Raw genomic sequence first — 24250 nt, forward strand, 5'->3', positions numbered from 1 at the left:
CCCTGTAGGAGCCGCCTTTGGCGGCGATATTGCCTTTATCAACGCGCCTATGATGCGGTTCGCACAGCTCACCGCATCCTACGATAGGCGACTATACGACCGCTTGTTGTGTCGTATTATCACTAATCACTTTGGCGCTAGCCAATTCGACCGCTTCTGCCAGCGTGGGCGTGAAGACCAATTTTTGGTCGATCGGTTTGAGTCCCGCTTTGGCGATATTTTTCAATGGTTGAAACTGCAGGTCAGCAATAATCACAAAGGTGTTTGCTTGAAATTTTTCGTCCAGAAAATGGTTGAGCGACGATAATCCACCGGCATCTAAGATCGGCACTGCATCCATGTAGAGTACGATATGACGTTTATCCTTAGAGATCTCCAGTATCTCCGAGAAAATCCGGTCGGCGGCGGCAAAGAACAGTGGTCCGCTAATTTTATAGACTCCCCAGTCGGCGGGTAACGTTTCGGGCACGTGTTTCCTGTTATCACTCACGTCAGTCACCCGCGTCATCTGTGCGATATCACGCATAAAGAGTATCGATGCGAGGATAATACCAAAGGATATCGCGACCACCATATCGATCATCACAGTCAGCGAAAAGCAGGTGAGCAGCACCAAAATATCGCCAGTCGGTGCTTTTTTGAGCAGTTCGACCACCTTCGGTGCTTCGCTCATATTCCAAGCCACCATCAACAGCATTGCCGCCATCGATGCCATCGGAATGTAGGCCAGCCAAGGGGCTAAAATTAACAAGCTGGCAAGTACCACTAAACCGTGTATCACCCCGGCGATAGGTGATTTAGCACCGGCGCGATAGTTGGCTGCTGAGCGGGCAATAGCCGCAGTGGCGGTGATGCCGCCGAACCAAGGGGTGATGAGATTACCTATTCCCTGTCCCATCAATTCAACGTTGGAGTGATGACGGGTACCACTCATACCATCGAGTACCACGGCGCAAAGCAGTGACTCAATGGCACCAAGCATCGCGATAGAGAAGGCGATCGGCATCAGCTCTGCCAGTTTATGGAAATCCCAATCGATCAATTCACCGTCCGGGCCGGGTTGCAGCCACGGCCAGTTAAATTCGGGGAGTGCGGGCGGGATACCCTGGCCGACGGTGCCATCGAGCAGCTCATAGCTAAAGCGCGAACCAATGGTTTGAATATCGGCACCGGTAGAGGTGAGTACTAAAGACAAGATCACACCGATCGCTACTGCCGGCAGATGTCCCGGCACGGGTATGCGTAAGCGTGGCCATAAAATTAATACGAGCAGGGTGGTCGCGCCGATGGCAAATTCAGACAACGTCAGGGTTGGCAGAGCGTGGCTGAGTGCCGCGACCTTATCGATATACTTTTCTGGCATCTCCTCAAGGTGCAGACCTAGAAAGTCTTTCATTTGCAGGGTAGCAATCACCACTGCAATCCCTGAGGTGAACCCGAGGGTCACCGGTTCTGGAATGTATTCAATGAGTCGGCCTAAGCGACTGACCGCCATGATTATCAGCATCATACCCGCCATCAGCGAGGCGATGAGCAGACCACTCAAGCCAAACTGTTGAGCCACCGGATAGAGAATCACGACAAAGGCTGCTGTAGGTCCTGAGATGCTATAGCGAGAACCACCGGTCAGTGGGATTAATATCCCTGCGATGATCGCCGTATAGAGGCCGTATTGAGGGGGAATACCACTGGCGATGGCGAGGGCCATCGACAGGGGAATGGCAATAATGCCTACGGTGATGCCGGCCATGATATCGCGATAAAGATCGGCGAGACCGTAGCCCTCTTGAAAGGTTTCACGTAAGGCACTAAAGGGCCGAATACTATGCAGATGTAAACGATGCGACATGAACAATTGCTCTTGCTGAGGCGCGGCAGCTGACGGACGGCTTTCCGGCCTGAAATGAGAAGTGGCCTCTGACTCTGCTGAGTGGGGTCGTTACTATAGAGATGTAACATTACATGTTAACTGCTATATAAATCAATGTTAATATGATTAACATAAACTAAGTTAAGGAGCTGTAATGGAGCAGAGAACGGCACGATTAACACTGCTGATCGATCCAAAAAAGAAAGCGACGTTTGAGAAGCTTTGTAGTGCGGACGATGTCACCCCATCACAGATGGTGCGTAAGTTGATACGAGAGTATATCGAAGCAAAGCTAGGGCCTGAGTGGCGGGATGAGGTGTTTAGCCAAGATAAAAAGAACCAGCCTTGAGCGCTGGATTACGCACAGGTGTAGCGCAGGTGTCATGTTGTATCTTATAAACAGAAATAGTGTCACAAGACTGTGTGTAACTCGAGGATAACTCTCTGAAAGCCCCATTGTACGGGGCTTTCCGTCGGTGGGTTAAAATTCGTTCAGTGTAGCGTTTGTGTATATTTTTCAAACGCTTATAACGATGTTTTTGAGTATTTTTTAAACAGTTATTCGACGACTTTCATAATGCTGTCTTTAAATTTCTCAGGAACCGGCACGACTTTTCCGGCACTGTAGTCAAAAAAGACAATCCCAGTTTTCACATGGGCCATCTCGACCGCAGTTTTCTTATTACTCAGTAGATAATAGATATCGCAGCCATATTTATTAAAATCACCTACGGTGACATCGATCTGCACCAGATCGCCATGAAAACCTTCAGCCTTATATACAATGGCGGAATCGGTCATAATAATGCCTCTTCCTTCGATATCTAGCTCGGTGTAGTTACGTGATTTTAGGTAGCGTAGGCGGGCTTCGTGTACGATTGATAACACCGAATCGTTGCTGAGATGACCCGCGTAGTTAATATCCCGAATCTGAACGGGAATTTCAGTGGTAAAGCTATAATTCTCGGGCATATCAATTTTGATACGTGCCATAGGTAAAACTCCTGTAAAACAAAATAAAGTACGCAGTTGCAACATACAACAGAATAGTGGAAGCCGAGTGATGAGTCTACGTAGATACAACCCCTATTATCGTTGGCTGTTTCCTTGGCTGCTAGATCGCGTGTCTGCGGCAGTTGCCGATGAGCGGCGTGACCTGTTAGCTCAAGCGCAGGGGGTGGTATTAGAAATTGGTGCGGGAACGGGCAGCAGTTTTCATTGCTATAGTGCGGCTGTGGATACTTTAATCGCATTAGAGCCGGATGTTTCGGTGATGCGTTTAGCACGTCAGCAGCTAGGCAAAATGTCTTTAACAACCCAAGTGAAAACCAAATTATTGCTTGCCGATGCAGAGTCTATTCCGTTAGCGGATAACAGTGTTGATACGTTGGTTTCTTTTTTAGTGCTCTGTTCCGTACCGCAACCGCAACATGCCTTGGCCGAGATGCACCGGGTGCTAAAAGCGGATGGACAGTTGCTGTTTTTTGAACATGTGTTGGCGGATGACCCAAAAGTGCAACGTTGGCAGCATCGTTTAAATCCCTTTTGGCACCGCTGTGCTGGTGGTTGCCAGCTAAACCGGGAGACCGCCGAACTGATCCAGCAAGCCGGTTTCAGTTTGCAGTACTATGAACGTTATCAGCATCACTCTTTCCCCCGTTTAGTCGGGCAGCTTATTTCGGGTGTCGCGACCAAAGCGTCTGTAACGCCTGAGGGCCGCCTAGTTAATGAGGATGCTGATTACGATAGTGGATAACATGGGTTGGCTGCGTTATCCCACTCTTAGTGATCCGTTAAGTTATGCGCGATTTATGCACAGTCTGTCCTAGACAGTGGAAGAGTGAGCACAAATAACGGCGTAGATGCCCGCTGTCAGTGCCTGTAGGTCTTCATCGGACATGATGTAAGGAGGCATCACATAGATCAGTTTACCGAATGGTCGAATCCAAATGCCACGTTCAACAAACAGGGGCTGGATATCGGCAGTCACAACGGCTTGTTTCATTTCAACTACACCAATAGCGCCAAGGCAGCGTACTTCGGCAACGGTATCGAGCTCAGCGCAGGGGGCTAATCCGGCTTTTAGCTGTTGCTCAATACGGACAATATTACTTTGCCAGTCGGATTGACGTAGCAGTTTTAGGCTGGCATTAGCCACCGCACAGGCCAGAGGGTTACCCATAAAGGTCGGTCCATGCATAAAGCAACCGGCCCCGCCAGCGGAGATGGTTTCGCCGACGTCGGTGGTAGTGAGGGTGGCGGCGAGGGTCATATAGCCACCAGTTATGGCTTTCCCGAGACAGAGTATATCGGGAGTGATATCCGCATGGTCACAAGCAAATAACTTCCCGCTACGACCAAACCCCGTGGCAATCTCATCGGCAATCAGTAATACATCGTATTGATCACACAAGATCCTCGCTTGCTTTAGGTAGTCGGGGTGGTAGAAACGCATGCCACCCGCACCCTGAACGATGGGTTCGAGGATTAATGCGGCTATCTCGTTATGGTGTTTCGCCAGCAACTGGCTTAGTTCATCACAGTCGCGCGGATCCCAGGGCTGACCATACTTTACTTGTGGAGCGGGAGCGAAAAATTGCTGGGGCAGTACGCCGCTAAAGATTTCGTGCATACCGGTGATCGGGTCACAGACGGACATCGCACCAAAGGTATCACCATGATAGCCGTTACGAATGGTGAGAAACTTGTGTTTGTCTGGTTTTCCTTTGGCATGCCAATATTGAATCGACATTTTTAGCGCGACCTCTACGGCCACCGAGCCGGAATCGGCTAGGAACACTTTTTGTAGTGGTTCTGCCGTCATTTCCACCAACTGCCGGCACAACTCAATGGCTGGCTCGTGGGTCAGCCCACCAAACATCACATGGGATACCCGATCGATCTGTGCATGGGCGGCGGCATTGAGTGCCGGGTGGTTGTAACCATGGATCACCGACCACCAAGAGGCCATGCCGTCGATCAGCTCGCGACCATCCGCCAAGGTTAGCCTTACGCCCTCAGCGGAAACCACTGGATAAGCGGCCGGTGGATTGATCATGGACGAGTACGGATGCCAAATATGCTGTTGGTCAAAACGGATCTGTTCGCTGGCAATATTCATGCTGATACTCCGAAGACGTGCCATAGACTCGCTGATCAACGAGGTTGTTAATGGCGGTGATTAAACAATATCAATAAAAAAACCGGGCTATTACAGCCCGGTTTTAAGGAGAAAGCAAATAACCGCCGATGCTTTATTCCGGTTGGCAGAACTCATTTCGAATAACCGCCAGTAGGGTACGTAACAGCAGTAAAATAATCACGACACTGGATAGCCCGATAAGCGCCAAGGATAGATAGTAAAAAAATGCTTGCCCTTGGATGCTATACATCAACTGAGCGGCAATAGCGGCCGCCGCGAGAGGGAACGAATACGCCCACCAAGACATAAAGAATTGAATGCGGGTAAAGCGTGGTGCTTGAGCCAATAAGAGGATGACCAGAAACATCGCTGTGTAGAAGAGGATGTGGGCAAAGTTATCCAGTGCTCCATTGAGTTTTATATAGGAAATAAACCCGACCGCTGGTGGGGCGATCATAATAAACATGGTTGGCAGTAGCTTATGGGGGATGGGGTCGTGAAACATCATCCGGTTGAGCACCAGTGTCTTTAATAGAACCCAAAAGGTGATCCCGATTGAGAAAAAGAACCAGCTGACTTCAGGGTAACCATGTTCTACACCCGCAATCGGCACCAGAATATTACCCACAACCGGAATAAACCAAGCGGGAGTCATATGAATAATTTGAAATTTTGGATGGTGGATCCATTGATTCAAAATATAGACAGTTAGCATTAGGTGAATAGCACTACCGCAGCTCCAGAGTATAAAGGATAACTGCTTAGACACCGTCAGTGTGGCGACGCTCAATAAGATCATGCTGATACTGAACGCAGGGAAGAAGCTGAGTTTAATCGGGTGAGCAAACTCCTCTAATACGGCTGGTGTTTTAAGCATGATTTTTAAAAGATAAATGACCGCCAGTATTAAAAACAAGCAAGCGGTGAGTGTCAGTAAGATGTGGCCAATAATGGGCGGAGTGGAAAACACGCTACTAGCTTTTTCCCAGACCAGTGTTAATCCGGTCATTCCCATAATCATGGCAAAAAAGGTAATAGGAAAGTGTTGCAGCTTTGATGCGGCGGTCTGTTCTAACACGTTACTCATGTGATGATTCCCGAAGGTTCACTGACAAGCTGGTTAAATCGCCAGCTTATAAAATTAAGTGCTAATTTGTTAAATTAGATTATTCTAATATAGTAAATTATTCATACATTAAAATCGAATGTTTTTTGTTTATTAGCGATTGGGATTACCGAGCTATCTTATAGTGAACATAGGCCCAAGGGAACGCTGTTACGCCTCGAGAAACGTTGCTTTAGAGACTGTCTTATTGGACATCATGGCTTGGTTCCATATTTATCTGTTTAACCAGAACCGCTTGATCACTGATTTCCCAACGGATATTTAGGTCATGTAGGCGAATGCCATAGACCCGTTGCTGGGGTTTCTGTTTATGGTAGGCGGGCCTAGGGTCACAGAGTAATACCTCTTCTATCTGCTGTTTCAGCGGTTGCTTCAGCCGAGCAGTGTGTTGATTCAGGGCAGTCTGCGCTTCGCTAGAAAATACCACCGGCAGGTCGAGTGTTTCGCTCTGGCTGGCCAGTTCAAAATGAGCCTCTGGAATACTGTCGGCATAAGGTAGGTAGGGTTTGATATCCACAATGGGGGTTTGATCCAGTAGGTCGGCACCAGTAACATCGAGCAACACTTGACCGCCTTCGCAGCGAATGCCTTCTAGTTTTACCGGGGATAAACCGATCGGGTTGGGACGAAAAGGGGATCGAGAGGCCAGTACCCCTAGTTTTTCATTGCCACCGAGCCTTGGTGGTCTGACCAACGGCGACCAACCTTTACCGACGCAGGCGCTAAAGATAAATAGCAGCCAGATATGACTACACTGCTCTAAGCCCCTGACGGCATCTGCGCTGTTATAGGGAGGGAGTAGTTCGATCGTCGCCGCCATTGAACGGGCCAATCCTGGTTGGCGGGGAATGCCAAACTTTTCCTTGTAGCCGCTGTGTATAATGGCGATAGGTTCAAATATTAGAGGTGAGTTCATGTTGATATATCAGTCGCAGGGTGAGCAATAACAGCGCATCGGCTATACGATCCGCTGTGTGGGGTGCGGCTATTCTGCCTCCTGTGCTAGTTAACTGCCAGTGGTTCTTTGGCGTTGGCGGCCTTCTCTTGTGAGCTTGCCTCTTGAGGCGGCGCGATATTATCTGAACTATCCGTTTTATCGGCTTTGCGATCGCTCTCTCTATCGGTTTTTTTATCGATAAGAGGAGAGCGGTGCTCAATGGGGGTCAGGCTACTCCAGTAGCGTGCACTTTTTTCCGCCTGTTGACCGAGACGGTGCACATGGCTAAGCGAATCAAGTAAATCAGTGCCTTCATCGGGGCTCAGACGTCCGGCGATCATCGCATCCAGCACATGTAACTTGATGTTCTGGTATTTCTTTTCCAATTGATGCAGCAGCTTGCGGCTGTCGTCGGAAGAGGTATATGAGTCGTTATCGATATTGGCTGCATCCAACATGCTGTTGGTCACTTTTTTCAGTTCATAAATATCTTTCTGGGTATTGCTATCACTGATCTGATGGAAACGTTCACTGTATTCCACGATTAAACTTGAAAGGCGGGCGATCTCATTGAAATAGCGAGCGACTCGCATGCTGCTGGGTAATATTTGAGCAATCTCTTCACTGAGCGGTTGCTGGCCTAACTTTTGACTGAACTTACCGACTTCAACAATTAGTTGATTCACGATGAGTGCTTGCGAGCGAATATGGGCGCTGTCCGACACTTCAGAGCTGAGTGCCTGTTTCGCCAGTGTGATGGCCATCTGTCCGACACGACTTAACTCTCTGGCCATCGCTTCGGTGGCCAGAGCGGGGGTTTCTAGAATGTTATTGTCCAGATAACGGGGTTTGGCCAAATCTTCATCACCGCGACGAAAACGTTTCTCCAAAAACGCCACCATCGGATTCGTTAGAGGCCACATGATCAGCACGCCTGCGACATTGAATAGCGTGTGGAATAGGGCCAGCAGAATAACCAGATCAAAGTACCGGGTGAGATTTGAGCCGTTAATGATACTGGATAAACTGATCAGTAAGAGTAAACCTGCAGCGCCGGTAATCAGGTTGAAAAAAACATGGGCGCAGGCAATTCGTTTAGCATTGGAAGTGGCACCGATAGCTGATAGGGCGGCGGTAGAGGTTGTCCCGAGGTTAGCACCAATCACCAGTGCACCGGCGGTTGCGAGTGGAATTGCGCCGCTGGCCGCCAGCGATAGCGTGATAGCCATGGCGGCGCCGGATGATTGAATCAGTACGGTGAGAATAAACCCTGCCAGCACAAACAGCGCCAAACCATAGCTGGTCTGACTAATCGCTTCAAAGGGGATGCTGTTCTCAAGACCGCTAAAGGTGTCTTTAAGAAACGATAAACCAACAAAAAACAAGCCGAAGCCGGTAAGTGTGGTGCCTAAGTGAGCATAGCGTTTTTCGCCGCCGATCAGACGCATGATCATACCGATGCCGATCATGGGCAGTGCAAACGCACTGATATTAAAGTTAAACCCAATGGTGGCAACCAGCCAGCCGGTCATGGTGCTGCCAATATTGCAGCCATAAATAACGGCGATCGATTGTCCTAAATTAAGCAAACCCGCATTGACGAAGCCAATCGTGGCCACTGTGACCGCGGTGGATGACTGCACCAGTGCGGTAATGGCCGCGCCGGAAATGAGTCCTCTAAAGCGAGAACGAGTTGCCGCTTCTAGGGCCTTTCGTAGCGAGTGACCGGCAGCCCGTTTTAAGCCGCTGGTCATTAATTGCATGCCGAGCAGAAAAAGTCCTATGCCTCCGATCAGGTCACCAATATTACTCAGATCCATGCTGGGCTCCTTACGGCGGGATAATGGATAGATTTATTATTATCAACGTCTTGCGGTTAATCAGTTAGCCTATAAAACATCGTCTTCAGGTTTCGATAACACAATAATAAAAGCGTCAATTTACGATAAATGCAACTCTTTTGCAGTGCGCGCAATGATCCAGATATACACCTGTTGGCAACCTGCTTGCTTTAATACTCGGCTGATTTCTGCAGCGGTGGTGCCTGTGGTCATGACATCATCGACAATCGCAACCGAGGTAGGTGGTGCGCTGACACATTGAAAACTGTTGCGCAGATTCTTCCGCCGAGCTTTACGGTTGAGGTCGGCTTGATGTTGGGTGTTTTCGGTTTTCAGAAGTAATTTGTTACTGAAAGGGATGTTTAATCGCCGGGCTAGGTGTTTTGCCACGATAGCGGCCTGATTATATTGGCGCTCCTGTAAACGTTTTCGATGCAGCGGCACCGGGATGATTAGCTCGGGACGAGGCTCAGTTTGCAGGCGTAGACTGAGCAGTTCGGCTAATGGTCTTAGATAGTGTGTCTGGCCATTGAATTTAGCGAGTTGGACTAACTGATCAATAGGAAAACGATACTCAAATGGTGCGATGGCCTGCTCATAGGGTGGTGGCTTCTGCTGGCATTGAGGGCAGATAAATGAACCGCTCGCGTGGTGCATGGGTTCGGCACAACGCTGACAGGTATTGCCTATCCAAGGTAGATCGACCAGGCAGGCCTGGCAGATTTGGCGGTCGTCAGCGGGTTGTAAACCGCAGAGTATGCAATGGCTGCTTTGGTTAAGTAATAACCATCTGTTTTTGTATTGTGTAATCATAGGTTGACAGATCCTTCTGTCCGATTAAAATTAGCCTTTCATGAAATCCTTATCATTCGGATCTATTACAGGATATACACAGCGATGCAACAAAACCAGACAGAGATCAGACACGACTGGAGCGAGCAAGAAGTACGGGCGTTGTTCGAACTGCCATTTAATGACCTGCTATTTAAGGCTCAGCTGGTGCATCGTCAATTTTTTAATCCGAATGAGGTGCAGGTCAGTACATTGTTATCGATTAAAACCGGTGCCTGCCCTGAGGATTGTAAATACTGTCCGCAAAGTGGTCATTACAATACCGGACTTGAGAAAGAGCGTTTGATGCAGGTTGATGCGGTGCTGGAAAAGGCAAAGCAAGCGAAAGAATCAGGCTCCACTCGCTTCTGCATGGGGGCTGCTTGGAAACATCCTGCCGATAAGGATATGCCTTACGTTGTTGAGATGGTGAAAGGGGTGAAAGCGCTTGGGCTAGAAACTTGTATGACCTTGGGTATGTTAGATGAGGACAAGGCCGGTCAATTGGCCGATGCGGGGTTGGATTATTACAACCATAACCTCGATACCTCACCAGAGTTCTACGGCAATATCATTACCACCCGTACCTATCAAGACCGTCTTGATACCCTGCATCATGTGCGAGAGTCCGGTATGAAAATTTGCTCTGGCGGTATTTTAGGCATGGGTGAAACCGCCACCGATCGTATCGGCCTGTTGCGCCAATTGGCAAATCTGCCAAAACAGCCTGAAAGTGTGCCGATCAATATGTTGGTTAAAGTGAAAGGCACACCGCTGGAAAATGCAGAAACCTTAGATAACCTCGATTTTATTCGTACCATCGCGGTGGCGCGGATCATGATGCCTCAATCTCATGTCCGTCTTTCTGCAGGTCGTGAAAATATGAGCGATGAGATGCAGGCGATGACCTTTATGGCCGGTGCCAACTCCATTTTCTATGGTGAATGCTTGCTGACTACGCCAAACCCTGAGACCCACCGCGATCTACAGCTATTTAAACGTCTGGGCATTAATCCAGAGCAGCGTATTTCTGAAGCCGATGCTACTCAGGAGCAGGCGATCATTAACAATCTGCAAAAACAGCAAGACGAATCGTTTTTCTACGAAGCTTGATTCGCGTTTACCCGCCGGGCTGTCATTGACAGCCCATCGAGGATCTGACTATGTCTTTTGATCAGCTACAGGCTGAGCTGCAGGCGCGTAAGGCGCAGTCTCTGTATCGTCAGCGCCGTATATTACAAAGCCCGCAGTCACCACAAGTAATGGTCGACGGTAAGGCTTGTCTGGCTTTTTGCTCTAATGATTATCTCGGCTTAGCGAATCATCCTGAAGTCATTGCCGCGCTCAAAGCCGGCGCCGATCGATATGGCGTCGGTGGTGGGGCATCCCATTTGGTAAATGGCCATAGTCAGGCTCACCACGCTCTCGAAGAGGAACTGGCTGACTTTACCGGTCGTCCCCGGGCATTGCTGTTTTCTACCGGTTATATGGCCAATATTGGCGCGATCACGGCGTTGTTGGATAAACGGGATGGGGTATTTCAAGACCGGGTCAATCATGCCTCGTTATTGGATGCGGGGCTGCTCAGTGGTGCGCGCTTTCAGCGTTTTTTGCATAATGACGCCGATAATCTAAATACCCGACTACAACGGACCGAGGCGCGACGTAAGTTAGTGGTCTGCGATGGTGTTTTCAGTATGGACGGCGATCTGGCGGATTTACCGGCGATCTGTCATACCGCTGCACAGCAGCAGGCTTGGGTGATGGTGGATGATGCCCATGGCTTTGGTTGTCTTGGTGAACAGGGGCGTGGCACGGTTGATTATTTTGGTTTAGGCAGCAATCAGGTACAGGTACTCGTTGGTACTCTAGGTAAAGCCTTTGGCACTTCCGGCGCGTTTGTTGCTGGCTCAGAAGAGCTGATCGAAACCTTGATTCAGCATGCCCGAACTTATATCTATACCACCAGTATGTCACCGGCAATGGCATCAGCCACCCGTGCTAGTTTGAGATTGTTACGGCAAGATGAATGGCGTCGGGAACAACTCAACCATCTGATTCAGCGTTTTCGTCAGGGTTGTGAGCAGTTAGGTTTGCCTTTGATGGCTTCGCCGACGCCGATTCAGCCGATCCTCGTGGGCGCTGCTGATCGGGCCATGGCGATCAGTGCCGCCTTAGAAGCCAAAGGGATCTTTATCGGCGCCATCAGACCGCCAACGGTTCCTCAGGGGGCTGCACGATTACGGGTTACACTCAGTGCGACCCATACCGATGAGCAGCTTGACCGCTTGTTGGATGCGCTAGATGACGTGATGAACGGAGCGGCGAGTTAATGCAACCCTCTCAAGCGGCTGGCCTGCAATCACTCTTTTCTCATACGGATACCGACGTCTCCACGACGTCTAACACTCAACCCTTGGTACTGTTGCATGGCTGGGGGATGCAGAGCGATATCTGGCAAACATTGATACCCGAACTGCAGCAACATTATCAGATTACGGTGATAGATCTACCCGGATTGGGGCGCAGTGCTGAGTGTCTACCCCAAGATTATGATCTCGAAGCGGTGGTGGCAGCTATCGCTGATGCGGCTCCCGCCTCGGCCATTTGGCTGGGTTGGTCGTTGGGTGGCATTATCGCATTGGCATTTTCTCGGCGTTATCCCGACAGAGTCTCGCGGTTGATTACGCTGGGGAGCAGCCCCTGTTTTGTTGCCCGTGATGATTGGTCTTTCGGGATGGATGAGACGACTTACGCTCAGTTTGAAGCCGACCTGCAAGCGAATCCGACGAAAACCCTGCAGCGTTTTAATCGCTTGCAAGTGCATGGTAGCGCCACCGCCCGCACGGATCTAAAAATACTCAAACAGATTGTGGCGGATGTGCAACCGAGTGATCGTGGTTTAATTGCTAGTTTGGCGTTACTACGACAGGACTATCGGGAGCTGTATCGGGCTATCGACATACCTTCGTTGCACCTACTGTGCGAGCTGGATACGCTCGCGCCGGCAGCTATGGCCGATGCTCTCTCGCAACTGCAGCCCGATGCTCATATTACGGTGCTTGCCGAGCAATCCCATGTAGGCTTTCTGGCCGCGCCACAGTGCTTAGCTGATAGAATTAGGCAGTTTTGCCCATGAGTGCTCAGTTTCTGAAGCCCCAGATCGCTGAATCATTTAGTCGTGCTGCGGTAAGCTACGACAGTGTGGCGCAGTTGCAGCGGGAGATAGGCCATGAACTCCTCAGCCAACTGCCCACCTCATCCGCCGATGTCGTGGTGGATCTTGGTTGTGGCACCGGTTATTTTGCCCCCTTATTAACTGAACACCTTAAACCACAGCAACTGATCTGCTTAGATCTAGCGCTGGGCATGTTGGAATACGCCCGCCAGCACAGGGCGACCCCTAATACACTTTGGCTGTGTGGGGATGCAGAAAAGCTGCCGTTGGCTGATGGGTCTGTCGATCTAATTTTTTCCAGTTTAGCGGTACAGTGGTGCGAGGACCTGCCGGCCTTGTTTAGCGAAGTTGCCCGGGTATTGAAACCTGGTGGCCGTTTTCTGTTTAGCACGCTAGGGCCCGAGACACTCTACGAGTTACGGGACTCTTGGTCAGTCGTTGACTGTTTTCAACATGTGAACCGTTTTATTAGTTTGAGTTGTCTGCAGGTGAGCGCAGAAAAACAGCTGCGGCAAGTCCGTTTGCAGCAGAGACACAAAGTGCTGCTGTATGATCAGTTGCGCGAACTAACCGCTGAGTTAAAGGGGATTGGTGCTCATAATATCAGTGCCGGACGGCCCAGTGGTTTGACGGGAAAGGCGCGAATCGTGGCGTTTAAAGCCGCTTATGAGCAGTTCAGACGGCCGGATGGGCAACTACCGGCAACCTATCAAGTATTTTATGGCGAGTATATCAATGGCTAAACGGACCTTCTTTGTTGCTGGAACCGATACCGATGTGGGTAAAACCGTGGTGTCGGCGGGCTTATTAGCCGCAGTGAATCAGCGTGGATTATCGACTATCGCGCTAAAGCCGGTAGCTGCTGGATGTGAGAAAACCGAGCAGGGGTTGCGTAATAGTGATGCATTATTATTACAACAGACGGCCTCCATCAAACTGAGTTATGAACAGGTTAACCCCATCGCTCTAGAGCCACCTATTGCGCCTCATATCGCGGCGCAATTATTGGGCCGTCGGTTGGATGCGGATCGTATCGCTGCATTGTGCCGTGGTGCAATGATGCAGCCCGCCGATTTTATGGTCATTGAGGGCGCTGGTGGTTGGCGGGTACCGTTGAATAACCGGCAAACCTTGGCGGATGTGACCAAATTGTTGCGCATTCCCGTGATTTTGGTCGTGGGGATGAAACTCGGTTGTATTAACCATACCCTGCTAACCGTCGAGGCGATTGTTAAAGATGGTTTGCGATTAGCCGGCTGGATTGCTAACCGAGCCGAGCCGCAGATGAGTTGTTATGACGAAAACCTAGAGACATTGAAGGGGATGCTGTCAGCGCCGTTGTTGGCGGAAATTCCTCATATTGAGGACTGCTCGCCTGAAAATATCGCTGAATATATTGATTTAGGGCCGCTGTTAGCTGATCAATAAATGAACTATTCGCTAGAGTGGTCTATAATCATCCTACATAGCAATGTAATATGATCAATTGTTAATAGGATAATTGTCGGTCGCGCAGGTTAACAAGCCGTCGGACAAAGGATGCAGCAGGTGTTTTTATGAATGTTTCATCAGCACTGAATACTGGGGTTTTAGGATTAAACCGTGGTTTGGATGGGGTGCAAAAAGCCGCGTCTGATATCGCCGGTGCAGGTAAATCAGATACGCCTGAAGAGGGTACCGGCAACGACTTGAATCAGTCATTGGCTGATCTAGCCGTTGAAAAAAATGCCGTGGCGGCGTCCACTAAAGTTGTGCAATCAGTGGATGAAACCTTAGGCACCCTGATTGATATTCGCGCCTGATATAACCAGCGTACCGTTCATCTATTGAAGAGATATGAGCCTTAGCCGTCGCTACTAACCTGTGGTTGTTTGCTCGGTTCGTTCGCTAGCGTGTATAGCTAATCTAAGTATTTGCTATTTTAAGACTTATATCCGTAAGACGGGATCAGTGACAGGAGGTAGGCGTGATGCAGTTACAGCTGACGGCCAGTTCACTTACTCTGAATACTCATGAGTCACCCTATACTGCGAGCCGTAACCAATCCGCAGCGACAGGTAGTGCACTCCCGTTGTCTTTATCTGTTTCTGACCCCTTATCTACCTCTCCTGCAACGTCACCCGTGCAACCTTCGGCTGCTGGCGCGTCCATCGATAGTAACCCTAATGCGCGTATCGGTGACCCACCGCAATCCGGTGAACAAAATCAATCGCCCAGCGCCGTTGAAGAAGAGCGTGCATCGCAACAACTGATAAATGAACTAGCCTCCCGTGATATGGAAGTGCGACAGCATGAGTTAACCCATGCGGCTGCAGGTGGTCAATACGCTGGCGCGCCGACGTTTGACTATGAACGAGGGCCTGATGGCAGACTCTATGCGGTGGGTGGCGAAGTGAGTATTGATACCTCGTCGGTGCCTGATGACCCGCAAGCGACTTTAGAGAAGGCTGAAATTATTATGCGGGCGGCATTGGCAGTGGCTGATCCTTCGCCTCAAGACCGCTCTGTAGCGGCCCAAGCGGCGGCAATGGCTTCTGAGGCAAGAGCGGAACTCGCCCGAGAGAGCCGGGAAACCAATGATAGCGATGCGGGTCAAGTGGATGGCGATACGGAGCAACTGAATGATGAGCGTCGAGCAGAAGAGCTGAAAAAGCAGCGAGAGGCGTTGGAAGAGCAGGAAAACAGCCAAGCGGAAACGTTACAGGAATTTAATCAGCAGCTAACGGAAGTGAATCTTAAACTTGCAGAGATCAACCAAAAGTTGATTGATGCCGGGGTGTTTAAAAAGCTCTTCGATGAAGGGTTTATCTTCGATGAAATTGTCTGATAGCGTGGTTAGGACGACTCGCCTGAAGGTTCTATTTATAGCCTAATTAGCGCTCAATACTGTTAGATAAAAAAAGCACGGGTTTTTAGCCCGTGCTTTTTTATGTCTGCGCCCGATTGAGCGCAGCGGCTGACTGGGGTAGCCCGGAGCTGTTATTTAATAAACAACATTTCACGGTATTTAGGCAGTGGCCATAGGCGGTCATCAACCAGCATTTCCAGTTTATCGGCTGCGGCGCGAACTTTAAGCATGAGGTCACAGACTTCAGTGGCAAGGAACTGCATATGCGCTTCGGTAGAATCAAAGCTTTCAGTTTCCAGCGTGCTGCTGAGTGCTTCAACAGAGGCCATCATCGCATTAGCGGCTTCGGTAATCTTGTCCGCCGGCGAGAATGCCAGTGCTACACCGGTTGCGGCAATATTCGATAGGTAGTTAATCGCCGCTGGGTAGATAATGGTGGTGGCCATTTCGACAACCAATTTAGCTTCTACTTCAATAGAGAGCACATATTGCTCTGCATAGACTTCGAAGCGGCTCGCCAGCTCTGCCGGTGTAAATACGCCGGTATTAGCGAAGAGGTCGATAACGTCCTGTGATTTGAAGGCGGGTAAAGCGTCAGCAGTCGTTGGGATGTTTTTCAGACCGTGTTCTTCAACCGCTGCTTTATGCCATTCGGAAGAGTAACCGTCACCGCCAAAGATTACTTTGCCGTGTTCTGTCATCAGTTCTTGTAAAACAACAAATACCGCCGCTGTTTTGTCAGAATTTTCCGCCAGTGCAACTTCCAACTTCTCGGCGATCCATTCTAGGGAGTCAGCTAGGATAGTATTCATTGCCACGAGAGGGCCAGAAACAGACTGAGAAGAACCTACCGCGCGGAATTCGAAGCGGTTACCGGTAAAGGCAAACGGAGAGGTGCGGTTACGGTCGCCCGGATCACGATCAAACTTCAGAATCTGGGACAGACCTAGATCCATTTGTCCGCCGGTTGTTGGTACGTGAAGTGCACCGGTTCTGATATCGTCAAAAACTTTTTCCAGCTGATCACCCAAGTAAACAGATAGGATCGCTGGAGGTGCTTCATTCGCTCCTAAGCGATGGTCATTGGCAGCGGAAGCGATAACTGCACGCAATAGTGGTCCAAATTTGTGCGCGCCACGAATTACTGCACCACAAAAGAGCAGGAAGTTTAGGTTTTCATTCGGAGTGCAGCCAGGATCGAGCAAATTACCTTGGGTCGAATTGCCTACAGACCAGTTAACATGCTTGCCTGAACCATTTATGCCTGCAAAAGGCTTTTCATGTAACAGGCAGACAAAGCCGTGACGTTTGGCGGTATTCTTCAGCAAAGTCATCAATAATTGCTGATGATCGGAGGCAATATTAGCCGATTCAAAGTACGGTGCGATCTCGAATTGGCCCGGAGCTACCTCATTATGGTGTGTTTTCGCCGGAATTCCGAGACGATAGAGTCTATCTTCCAGATCCTGCATGAAAACCTGCACTCTTTCAGGGATTGCACCAAAATAGTGATCGTCGAACTCTTGGCCCTTGGCCGGCGATGCACCAAACAGTGTTCTGCCTGCGAGCAATAGGTCAGGGCGGGCGTTGGCAAACTTCTCATCAATGAGGAAGTATTCCTGCTCAGCGCCGCAACTTGAGTTCAGGGTTGCGATCTCTGTTTCGCCCATCAATGACAGTACTTTCTGTGCGGCGCTGTCCATGGCGGCATTTGAGCGTAGTAGTGGGATTTTCTTATCCAGCGCTTCACCGGTCCAAGACATAAAGACGCTTGGAATCATCAATACAGCACCGTTAGCGGTGTGCATCATATAGGCTGGGCTGGTTGGATCCCATGCGGTATAGCCGCGTGCTGCGTTAGTCATTCGCAGGCTTCCGTTCGGGAAAGATGAACCGTCCGGCTCACCTTTAATCAGCAAACTTCCAGTAAATTCGGTGATCGCGCCGCCATCTGAGTTAGTTACAACGAAGCCGTCGTGCTTCTCTGCGGTAGCATTGGTCATTGGGTAAAAGATATGAGAGAAGAACTTAGCACCCTTGGACATGGCCCAGTCTTTCATGGCTGCAGCCACTGCGTCAGCCACGGCAGGGTCTAGTTCAGAACCGGTTTGTACTGTCTGTTTGATGGATTTAAAAGCAGATTTTGAAAGCGACTCTTCCATTTGCTGCAGACCAAAAACATCTGACGCCCAGATTTGAGTCAGCGGGGCTGTCATGGTCGTTGTGTATGGTGCTGCGTTAGTGATTTCATTAACCGCACTCAAACGTGTTTCATTTCTGCTCATATTCTTCCCCTTTTTATCCAAATTGTTACAGTGGATTTTTGCTGGTACGGGTTGTGGTAACCCTTATAGTCGAAAACTCAATATTAATGCTTATCTATTAAGCAATAAGCGAACCAAGTTGGTGCTATTTTTGTTTGAGCGCTAAAAATAGTGTTAAAACGGAGGCGTCGCGTTGATGGTGGCATTGTATGGCTGAGCGTCGTGTGTGCGTTATGTCGGTCAGGAGGGGTCAACTGATAACCTCTCCTGATTATTAATGATTAGCTGTCGCTTGGTTGAATCAACGGATTGCGCACAAAGCTAATGGTGGCCACGTCGTGGGTTTGTAGGCTCTGTATGGTCAAGGTGCCGGCGTTAATGATGACTTGGCCGCCGACCTGTAAGGTTTTAACCTCCTGCTTTACAAAGTCACTCAGGCTGGTGCTATCGGTGGGGCCGATGATGATACCGTAGGATCTGAAGACATCTTCTAGCGTAGCGGAGCCTTTCAGCAGTAATTCGGCATCGGGCAGGTCGGTTGCCAAGCTCGGAGATATAGTTGAAAAAATGCAGTCTACGAATCGGCGCAGGCCGGGTTTTAAGACAATAAAGAGATGATCTTCGGCCTCTAGTTTGGTTGAGCCTCTAGGCGGAAATACATCGCTGCCACGGGTGATCATCGCGATGACAGCGCCTTCTGGTAAGGCTAACTGAGAGATCGTCAGGTCGAGCACTTTGGCATTTTGCCCTAAGGTATATCTGACAATTTCGGTGTCAACGTTGGCCAGCGCCGCGATTTCCAATGTTGCCGAGGGGGTCGCGGGAGGCGGCACAATCAGTTTCAATTTTCTTGCCATCCAGGGCAGCGTTGAACCCTGCAGTGTGGCGGAGATTAACACCACGAAGAAGACCACGTTGAACAGCAGGGGGGCTTGAGGCAAGCCAAAGATGAGTGGGAAGATGGCTAGAATAATTGGCACTGAGCCTCGTAGGCCAACCCAGGATACTAAGCCTATTTCGCGTTTGTTGAAGCCAAAGAAGGCCAATAAGGGCGCAACCGCTAGCGGACGGGCGACAAAGATTAACACCAAGGCGATCAGTAATCCTTCGCGCCAAACATGGATCAGCGAGGTGGGGGTTACTAGCAAACCGAGCATCACAAACATGCCGATTTGGCTTAACCAAGCGAGCCCGTCGTGGAACAAGAAAGTGGCCCGTTGATAAACAAAGCGGCCATTACCAATAATGACGCCGGTAATAAAAACAGAGAAGAAACCACTGCCGCCAAGGGTAGCTGAAACACCAAAGGAGAGTAATCCACAGGCCGATACCATCACTGGATAAAGCCCCGGTGCCTGTAACGATATGCGGTTAAACAGTTTCACCGCAGGATAGCCGATCGCTAAGCCGATAATGGAGCCAACGCCGATCTGCTGGATGAAGAGTATTAATAACTCAGTGCCGGGCATTGCATTGGTGGTGACCAGTTGCAGCAAGCCGATGGTGAGAAAGATTGCCATCGGATCGTTGGATGCGCTTTCTATTTCTAGAGTGGATTTAAGCCGGGGGCTTAGGTGGATGCCTGCATTACGTAAGATAGTGAATACCGCTGCCGCATCGGTTGAGCCAACAATGGCACCTAGCAGAAAGCCGACGGGCAGGGGCAGGTCTAATATAAAAGCCGCCGCGGCACCGGTTATTCCGGCGGTAATGGCAACCCCTAAGGTTGCTAGTGCGCTGGCGGGTTTCCAGACGAGCTTAATTGAGGACAGTGAGGTTTGTAAGCCACCATCAAAGAGGATGATCGCCAGTGCTAAGGTGCCCAGTGCATGGGCGGTATCCACATCATCAAACTGGATTCTACCAATACCATCTTCACCTGCCAGCATGCCAATACCGAGAAAGATAACCAGTACCGGTAGGCCGATGCGGGGGGAAAGTTTACTGGTGATTACACCGGCAAACAGTAATACCGCCGCAATAAGAATTTGATGGTCAATGGGGAACATTAGGCGTCCTTTAGTGTGAAGGGGCTAAAATCCTGCGAATTGTATGAGGACCTGCCAGCTTACCTGCTATCTATTAGTCCGAATAAGCGGGGTGGAGTTCAACACACCGTTGCTCGAATCATACTGCTTGTGGTTTATCTCGTTGTCTATATAGGGGCGCTTGAGGGTATAACCAATCCATGAGAAGAATTGTTTTTCAGTTTTTAGCGCTCGCCGTGGAACAGATAAAGTTAAGTGGTTAGTGGTGCAACTAAGGCAGGGATATTGTTATTTTTGTGGGGAGCATTTGGGTCGCTCCCATGCCTGTACGGCCTAACTTACTGTCGGTCTATTTAAGTAAATAATTTAACACCAGTTTGGTGAAAATAGCAGCTTTTTCCGCATGGGGCCAATGGCCTGAGTTTTGGATCATTCGATAATCGGCTTTAGGGAAGAGTGTTAAGATAGGTTCACGATACTCGGGGGTGATGTAATCGGAGTTTTCCCCTTTAATAAACAGTACGGATTTGTCGAAAGTCGTGCCGCTAGGGGCCGCGCTGATATTGTCATAACCCGCCTCCAGTGCCGCGAGATTCATGCGCCAGGCGAACTGCTTCTCTTCGTTACGGTAAAGGTTCGTCAGGAGAAACTGGCGGACCGCTAATTCTGGAATATATTGGCTTAGTTGTTTATCTGCGTCACTGCGAGATTTTAGCTGCTGTAAGTCAACGGCGTTAAGACCTTTGAATACATCGCCATGATGATTGGGGTATTGTACTGGGGCGATATCGACAATAACCAGTTTGTCGACCCGTTCGGGATTGTTCATCGCCACTTGCATCGCGACCTTGCCGCCCATGGAGTGGCCCAAGATATGAGCGCTAGTCAGCCCCTGTTGATCCATCAGTTCGATAATATCATTGGCCATCAGAGGGTAGCTGATGTCATCGGTGTGGGGGGAGCGGCCATGGTTGCGTAAGTCTACCGCGTAGACGGTAAAATGCTCGGCCAATGCTTTGGTTTGTCCACTCCAGTTTAACAGGGTGCCGAACAGGCCGTGGATAATGATAAGCGGGGCTCCGTCACCGGAGATCTGAACGTTCAATTGCATTATAGCGCTCCATAAAAAAGACCGGGGCATATGCGACCGGTCTTTTGTGTTACATCAGATGTGACTAGCGGCTTACAGGATATCCAGCAGCTCTACATCAAAGACCAGTGTTGAGTAAGGAGGGATACCACCGGGAGAACCCTGAGCACCGTATGCTAGTTGATACGGTACTGTTAGACGCCATTTGGCACCTTTAGTCATTAATTGCAGGGCTTCAGTCCAACCGGCAATCACGCCACCGACTGGGAATTCTGCAGGCTGACCGCGCTCGTAAGAACTGTCGAATACTTTACCGTCGGTGAATGTGCCGTGGTAATGCGTACGTACAGTTGATTCAGCTGTTGGGCTTTCGCCGCCTTCTTCACCCGCTGTAATAATTTCGTACTGCAGGCCTGAATCGGTAACGAAGATCTCTTCACGCTGAGCGTTCTTCTCGAGATACAGTTCGCCTTCAGCAGCAGCTTCTTTCGCTTGCTGTTCAGCTTTTTCCTGCATGCGAGCTTGAATCTCGTTAAATGCAGCCTGGATCTTTTCGCCTTCAATGCTCAGTGCTTCACCGGCAAATGATTCTTGGATACCGGCAATAACAGCATTTAATTCTACGCCGTCGAAGCTTTGGGTCGCCAAGTGATCGCCCATCTGACGGCCGATACCGTAGCTGGCGATCTGTTCAGTTGTTTCAAATTTAATATCAGACATGAGTACTCTGTCGGTTCGGTTTTAAAGAACGGCGAAGCCTATCATATTCGCCCGCTTATAGCTTGTTTACATCGGCCTCAGTTGCACTATGTTGTACATTTATTGTTGTACAAACAGCAGTGGGTCAACGCGGGTATTATTGAGACTAACACTCCAGTGCAGATGGGGGCCGGTCACTCGACCGGTTTTACCGATGTCGCCGATGGTGTCACCGGTATTGAGCTGATCGCCGATATTGACTTTGATTTTGCTCATATGGCAATACATAGTAGTCAAGCCGTAGCCATGGTCCACGATGACGGTATTGCCGTTGAAGAAATACTCACCGACAGCGACGACTTTTCCCGGTGCGGGGGCGTGAATAGGGTTGTCCTGTCCGCCGGCGATATCGAGGCCGCTGTGAGGGTTGCGAGGTTGGTTATTAAAAAAACGCTTTAGGCCGAACGGGCTACTAAAACGACCGGTAGCAGGCAGCTTGAATTGGGCAGTAGATATAGCGGGTGTGCTCCAAGATTTAAACGCAGCAACCATCTCTTCTTTTTCTCTTTTATAGCGCGCGAGGTCTTGGGTATTGGGATTCACATGACGCTTATTGGTGATGGTCAGGCGCTGTTCTTTATAGGCTTTATCTTGAATGTTAAAAGGATAGCGCTTGCCATCGGCTTTCATTAACTGCTCTTGGCTGGGTTTGGCTGATAGTGGGATGCCAACCACGGCGAGCCAAGTGGCCTGTTCAGCATAGGGCGTGGTTTGGGCGGGAATAACCATAACGCGGTTGCCACGATACCAAGCTGACGGAGCCGCCGGAGTATCTAGCCCGCTGAGTGGTATGAGGGCGATACCCCCCGGTACTCTGGACTCTGTTGGCAGGTCGATCGCTGCCGCTGAAAGGCTGAATAATAGGGTAAACATAAAACTGATGAAACGCATAGGGTGTCCTTATTCCTTGATGACCTGGGTGACGGTACTGAGAAAGCGACCATTGCTGAGTCGGGTTTCAATGCTGCCATCCATGACGATATGGTTGATGTCCTGTATCACTTTGCCTGCGTCATCCTGAACAATGGCATAGCCTCGATCAAGTGTTGCCAACGGGCTGACACTGTTGAGCGTTGCCGCAAGCCCACTAAGTTTTAGTTGCTGCTGTTTTAGCAGCCCCTGCATAAGGCTAACTAAGCGGTGTTCCAGTTCATCTTTGCGTTGCTGTCCAGCGACGATACGCGGGCTAGGTGAGCAGCGTTGATAGCGTTGCTGCAACTGGCTGAACTGCTGTTGCTGACGCTCAATGGTATGTCTGACCGCACGGCGCATGCGTAGTTCAAGATCATCGAGTTTCTGAGCCTGCTCTTTTAGTTTGTCACCGGGATGACGAAGCCGCGAGCGAGTCCATTGGAGTCGCTGTTGTTGCTGCTGATGATTGCGTTTCCAAGCCTGTATCAGTCGCTGTTGTATCTGTTGCAGTCGTAGCAGTATTTGTTGTTGATCGGGGCTAATCAGTTCGGCAGCCGCCGAAGGTGTTGCGGCCCGTAGATCGGCAACGAAGTCGGCGATCGAGACATCGACCTCATGACCGACAGCACTGATAATCGGAATATGGCTATGAAAGATACTGTGGGCGACTACTTCTTCATTAAAAGGCCATAGATCTTCCAGTGAACCGCCGCCTCGGCCGACGATGAGTACATCGCAGCGGCCATCTTCATTGGCCAATTGTATTGCGTTGGCGATTTGCGTGGCGGCTTCAGCCCCCTGGACGGCGGTTGGAAATAAGGTCACCGGCAGAGATGGAAAGCGTCTTCTTAGTACCGTTAGAATATCATGCACCGCTGCGCCGGTGGGGGAGGTGATCACCCCGAGGTGTTGCGGGTGAGTTGGGATTGGCTTTTTAAAGGCGGGATCGAATAGGCCCTGCTGAAGCAGTTTCTGTTTCAGTGCTTCATAGGCTTGTTGTAGTGAGCCGATGCCGCTCTCTTCTATATAGTCACAGATGAGTTGGTAATCACCTCGGCCAGGATAAAGGCTGACTTTGGCACGGACGACCACCTTATCGCCATTTTTGGCTTGGTATTTGAGATATTGATTACGGTTACGGAACATCGCACAGCGCACCTGAGCGCCACGGTCTTTCAGTGTGAAATACCAGTGGCCTGAGCTGGCTTTGACGACGTTCGACAGCTCACCTTCGACATGAATGGTCAAGAAGGAGCTCTCTAATAGCGACTTTACCTGACGGTTCAGTTCGGTAACGCTCAGCGCCAGTGGTGTAGCGCTAGTGCGGGATAAATTTGGGCTGTGTGAGTACGATTGCATAGTGCGCATCTTAAACCAAGCGAACATCGGTTTGTAACGACTGTTTGGTAGAATTAACAAAATGGATAAAAATGGTTGGGAATAACAGCATTTTGATTGTCGGAC

22 protein-coding genes are annotated in these 24250 nt (G+C 49.8%); 9 read left to right on the forward strand and 13 right to left on the reverse strand.

Annotated elements, in window-relative coordinates:
- Positions 1-91 precede the first annotated feature (91 nt).
- Positions 92-1849 carry a C4-dicarboxylic acid transporter DauA gene (gene dauA, locus ACN0T0_RS05185; protein WP_417223949.1) on the reverse strand — a complete coding sequence of 586 codons (1758 nt, stop codon included), beginning with the start codon at positions 1847-1849 and terminating at the stop codon, positions 92-94.
- A 175-nt stretch (positions 1850-2024) separates the two neighbouring features.
- Here dauA and ACN0T0_RS05190 point away from each other — a divergent pair, with 175 nt between their 5' ends.
- Positions 2025-2219 (forward strand): CopG family transcriptional regulator, encoded by a 195-nt coding sequence (locus ACN0T0_RS05190; protein ID WP_417223951.1) that lies wholly within the window; start codon positions 2025-2027, stop codon positions 2217-2219.
- A 209-nt stretch (positions 2220-2428) separates the two neighbouring features.
- Here ACN0T0_RS05190 and ACN0T0_RS05195 read toward each other — a convergent pair whose 3' ends face one another.
- Positions 2429-2863 carry an acyl-CoA thioesterase gene (locus ACN0T0_RS05195; protein WP_126159213.1) on the reverse strand — a complete coding sequence of 145 codons (435 nt, stop codon included), beginning with the start codon at positions 2861-2863 and terminating at the stop codon, positions 2429-2431.
- A gap of 70 nt (positions 2864-2933) precedes the next feature.
- Here ACN0T0_RS05195 and ACN0T0_RS05200 point away from each other — a divergent pair, with 70 nt between their 5' ends.
- Positions 2934-3626: a class I SAM-dependent methyltransferase gene (locus ACN0T0_RS05200; RefSeq protein WP_417223953.1), complete on the forward strand. Its 693-nt coding sequence runs from the start codon at positions 2934-2936 to the stop codon at positions 3624-3626.
- A 69-nt stretch (positions 3627-3695) separates the two neighbouring features.
- Here the strand turns inward: ACN0T0_RS05200 and bioA are convergent, their stop codons facing one another.
- From bioA to ACN0T0_RS05225, 5 genes are all read right to left on the reverse strand, one after another.
- On the reverse strand, positions 3696-4991 hold the full coding sequence (bioA, locus tag ACN0T0_RS05205) for an adenosylmethionine--8-amino-7-oxononanoate transaminase (RefSeq protein WP_417223955.1): 1296 nt from the start codon (positions 4989-4991) through the stop codon (positions 3696-3698).
- A 133-nt stretch (positions 4992-5124) separates the two neighbouring features.
- Positions 5125-6099: an SLAC1 anion channel family protein gene (locus ACN0T0_RS05210; RefSeq protein ID WP_417223957.1), complete on the reverse strand. Its 975-nt coding sequence runs from the start codon at positions 6097-6099 to the stop codon at positions 5125-5127.
- 223 nt (positions 6100-6322) lie between these two features.
- On the reverse strand, positions 6323-7054 hold the full coding sequence (gene tsaA, locus ACN0T0_RS05215) for a tRNA (N6-threonylcarbamoyladenosine(37)-N6)-methyltransferase TrmO (RefSeq protein WP_417223959.1): 732 nt from the start codon (positions 7052-7054) through the stop codon (positions 6323-6325).
- Between the two features lie 86 nt (positions 7055-7140).
- Positions 7141-8895 carry a Na/Pi cotransporter family protein gene (locus tag ACN0T0_RS05220; protein ID WP_417223960.1) on the reverse strand — a complete coding sequence of 585 codons (1755 nt, stop codon included), beginning with the start codon at positions 8893-8895 and terminating at the stop codon, positions 7141-7143.
- Positions 8896-9015: 120 nt separating this feature from the next.
- Entirely contained in the window at positions 9016-9729 is a 714-nt protein-coding gene (locus tag ACN0T0_RS05225; RefSeq protein ID WP_417223961.1) for a ComF family protein, read from the reverse strand.
- Positions 9730-9813: 84 nt separating this feature from the next.
- On the opposite strand from ACN0T0_RS05225, the gene bioB reads away from it, so the two are divergent.
- The 7 genes from bioB to ACN0T0_RS05260 all read left to right on the forward strand — a co-directional run bounded on the left by bioB (position 9814) and on the right by ACN0T0_RS05260 (position 15752).
- Positions 9814-10860, forward strand: a complete 1047-nt coding sequence (bioB, locus tag ACN0T0_RS05230; RefSeq protein WP_417223963.1) for a biotin synthase BioB — start codon at positions 9814-9816, stop codon at positions 10858-10860.
- 50 nt (positions 10861-10910) lie between these two features.
- A complete protein-coding gene (gene bioF / locus ACN0T0_RS05235; RefSeq protein WP_417223965.1) occupies positions 10911-12080 on the forward strand; it encodes an 8-amino-7-oxononanoate synthase in 1170 nt (389 codons plus the stop codon).
- Positions 12080-12886: a pimeloyl-ACP methyl ester esterase BioH gene (bioH, locus tag ACN0T0_RS05240; protein WP_417223966.1), complete on the forward strand. Its 807-nt coding sequence runs from the start codon at positions 12080-12082 to the stop codon at positions 12884-12886. Before bioF ends, bioH begins: the two co-directional genes overlap by 1 nt.
- Positions 12883-13668, forward strand: a complete 786-nt coding sequence (gene bioC, locus ACN0T0_RS05245) for a malonyl-ACP O-methyltransferase BioC (RefSeq protein WP_417223968.1) — start codon at positions 12883-12885, stop codon at positions 13666-13668. Before bioH ends, bioC begins: the two co-directional genes overlap by 4 nt.
- The gene (gene bioD / locus ACN0T0_RS05250) at positions 13661-14353 is read left to right on the forward strand and encodes a dethiobiotin synthase (RefSeq protein WP_417223970.1); all 693 of its coding nucleotides are present in this window, start codon (positions 13661-13663) and stop codon (positions 14351-14353) included. Before bioC ends, bioD begins: the two co-directional genes overlap by 8 nt.
- 128 nt (positions 14354-14481) lie before the next feature.
- Positions 14482-14727, forward strand: coding sequence for a hypothetical protein (locus ACN0T0_RS05255; protein WP_417223972.1), 246 nt, complete (start codon positions 14482-14484; stop codon positions 14725-14727).
- Between the two features lie 167 nt (positions 14728-14894).
- The gene (locus tag ACN0T0_RS05260) at positions 14895-15752 is read left to right on the forward strand and encodes a putative metalloprotease CJM1_0395 family protein (protein WP_417224020.1); all 858 of its coding nucleotides are present in this window, start codon (positions 14895-14897) and stop codon (positions 15750-15752) included.
- A 152-nt stretch (positions 15753-15904) separates the two neighbouring features.
- Here the strand turns inward: ACN0T0_RS05260 and ACN0T0_RS05265 are convergent, their stop codons facing one another.
- The 6 genes from ACN0T0_RS05265 to xseA form a co-directional block, all read right to left on the reverse strand.
- Positions 15905-18058 (reverse strand): glutamine synthetase III, encoded by a 2154-nt coding sequence (locus ACN0T0_RS05265; RefSeq protein ID WP_417223974.1) that lies wholly within the window; start codon positions 18056-18058, stop codon positions 15905-15907.
- Positions 18059-18318: 260 nt separating this feature from the next.
- A complete protein-coding gene (locus tag ACN0T0_RS05270) occupies positions 18319-20046 on the reverse strand; it encodes a potassium/proton antiporter (RefSeq protein ID WP_417223976.1) in 1728 nt (575 codons plus the stop codon).
- Between the two features lie 328 nt (positions 20047-20374).
- A complete protein-coding gene (locus ACN0T0_RS05275) occupies positions 20375-21136 on the reverse strand; it encodes an alpha/beta fold hydrolase (protein WP_417223978.1) in 762 nt (253 codons plus the stop codon).
- 72 nt (positions 21137-21208) lie between these two features.
- Positions 21209-21835 (reverse strand): FKBP-type peptidyl-prolyl cis-trans isomerase, encoded by a 627-nt coding sequence (locus tag ACN0T0_RS05280; RefSeq protein WP_417223979.1) that lies wholly within the window; start codon positions 21833-21835, stop codon positions 21209-21211.
- 99 nt (positions 21836-21934) lie between these two features.
- Positions 21935-22765, reverse strand: a complete 831-nt coding sequence (locus tag ACN0T0_RS05285) for a peptidoglycan DD-metalloendopeptidase family protein (RefSeq protein WP_417223981.1) — start codon at positions 22763-22765, stop codon at positions 21935-21937.
- 9 nt (positions 22766-22774) lie between these two features.
- Complete coding sequence (gene xseA, locus ACN0T0_RS05290) at positions 22775-24145, reverse strand: exodeoxyribonuclease VII large subunit (RefSeq protein WP_417223983.1); 1371 nt, start codon at positions 24143-24145, stop codon at positions 22775-22777.
- Positions 24146-24250: the final 105 nt, after the last annotated feature.

It is taken from the genome of Amphritea sp., assembly GCF_048266285.1.
Lineage (GTDB): Bacteria > Pseudomonadota > Gammaproteobacteria > Pseudomonadales > Balneatricaceae > Amphritea.

What these genes read in the sequence shown, in the direction of transcription:
- bioD (WP_417223970.1), top strand. Translation starts at nt 13,661, where the DNA reads ATGGCTAAACGGACCTTCTTTGTTGCTGGAACCGATACCGATGTGGGT.
- ACN0T0_RS05210 (WP_417223957.1), bottom strand. Translation starts at nt 6,099, where the DNA reads ATGAGTAACGTGTTAGAACAGACCGCCGCATCAAAGCTGCAACACTTT.
- ACN0T0_RS05280 (WP_417223979.1), bottom strand. Translation starts at nt 21,835, where the DNA reads ATGTCTGATATTAAATTTGAAACAACTGAACAGATCGCCAGCTACGGT.
- ACN0T0_RS05285 (WP_417223981.1), bottom strand. Translation starts at nt 22,765, where the DNA reads ATGCGTTTCATCAGTTTTATGTTTACCCTATTATTCAGCCTTTCAGCG.
- xseA (WP_417223983.1), bottom strand. Translation starts at nt 24,145, where the DNA reads ATGCAATCGTACTCACACAGCCCAAATTTATCCCGCACTAGCGCTACA.
- ACN0T0_RS05220 (WP_417223960.1), bottom strand. Translation starts at nt 8,895, where the DNA reads ATGGATCTGAGTAATATTGGTGACCTGATCGGAGGCATAGGACTTTTT.
- ACN0T0_RS05200 (WP_417223953.1), top strand. Translation starts at nt 2,934, where the DNA reads ATGAGTCTACGTAGATACAACCCCTATTATCGTTGGCTGTTTCCTTGG.
- bioB (WP_417223963.1), top strand. Translation starts at nt 9,814, where the DNA reads ATGCAACAAAACCAGACAGAGATCAGACACGACTGGAGCGAGCAAGAA.
- ACN0T0_RS05275 (WP_417223978.1), bottom strand. Translation starts at nt 21,136, where the DNA reads ATGCAATTGAACGTTCAGATCTCCGGTGACGGAGCCCCGCTTATCATT.
- bioF (WP_417223965.1), top strand. Translation starts at nt 10,911, where the DNA reads ATGTCTTTTGATCAGCTACAGGCTGAGCTGCAGGCGCGTAAGGCGCAG.
- ACN0T0_RS05270 (WP_417223976.1), bottom strand. Translation starts at nt 20,046, where the DNA reads ATGTTCCCCATTGACCATCAAATTCTTATTGCGGCGGTATTACTGTTT.
- bioA (WP_417223955.1), bottom strand. Translation starts at nt 4,991, where the DNA reads ATGAATATTGCCAGCGAACAGATCCGTTTTGACCAACAGCATATTTGG.
- ACN0T0_RS05265 (WP_417223974.1), bottom strand. Translation starts at nt 18,058, where the DNA reads ATGAGCAGAAATGAAACACGTTTGAGTGCGGTTAATGAAATCACTAAC.
- ACN0T0_RS05195 (WP_126159213.1), bottom strand. Translation starts at nt 2,863, where the DNA reads ATGGCACGTATCAAAATTGATATGCCCGAGAATTATAGCTTTACCACT.
- ACN0T0_RS05225 (WP_417223961.1), bottom strand. Translation starts at nt 9,729, where the DNA reads ATGATTACACAATACAAAAACAGATGGTTATTACTTAACCAAAGCAGC.
- bioC (WP_417223968.1), top strand. Translation starts at nt 12,883, where the DNA reads ATGAGTGCTCAGTTTCTGAAGCCCCAGATCGCTGAATCATTTAGTCGT.
- ACN0T0_RS05190 (WP_417223951.1), top strand. Translation starts at nt 2,025, where the DNA reads ATGGAGCAGAGAACGGCACGATTAACACTGCTGATCGATCCAAAAAAG.
- dauA (WP_417223949.1), bottom strand. Translation starts at nt 1,849, where the DNA reads ATGTCGCATCGTTTACATCTGCATAGTATTCGGCCCTTTAGTGCCTTA.
- ACN0T0_RS05255 (WP_417223972.1), top strand. Translation starts at nt 14,482, where the DNA reads ATGAATGTTTCATCAGCACTGAATACTGGGGTTTTAGGATTAAACCGT.
- ACN0T0_RS05260 (WP_417224020.1), top strand. Translation starts at nt 14,895, where the DNA reads ATGCAGTTACAGCTGACGGCCAGTTCACTTACTCTGAATACTCATGAG.
- bioH (WP_417223966.1), top strand. Translation starts at nt 12,080, where the DNA reads ATGCAACCCTCTCAAGCGGCTGGCCTGCAATCACTCTTTTCTCATACG.
- tsaA (WP_417223959.1), bottom strand. Translation starts at nt 7,054, where the DNA reads ATGAACTCACCTCTAATATTTGAACCTATCGCCATTATACACAGCGGC.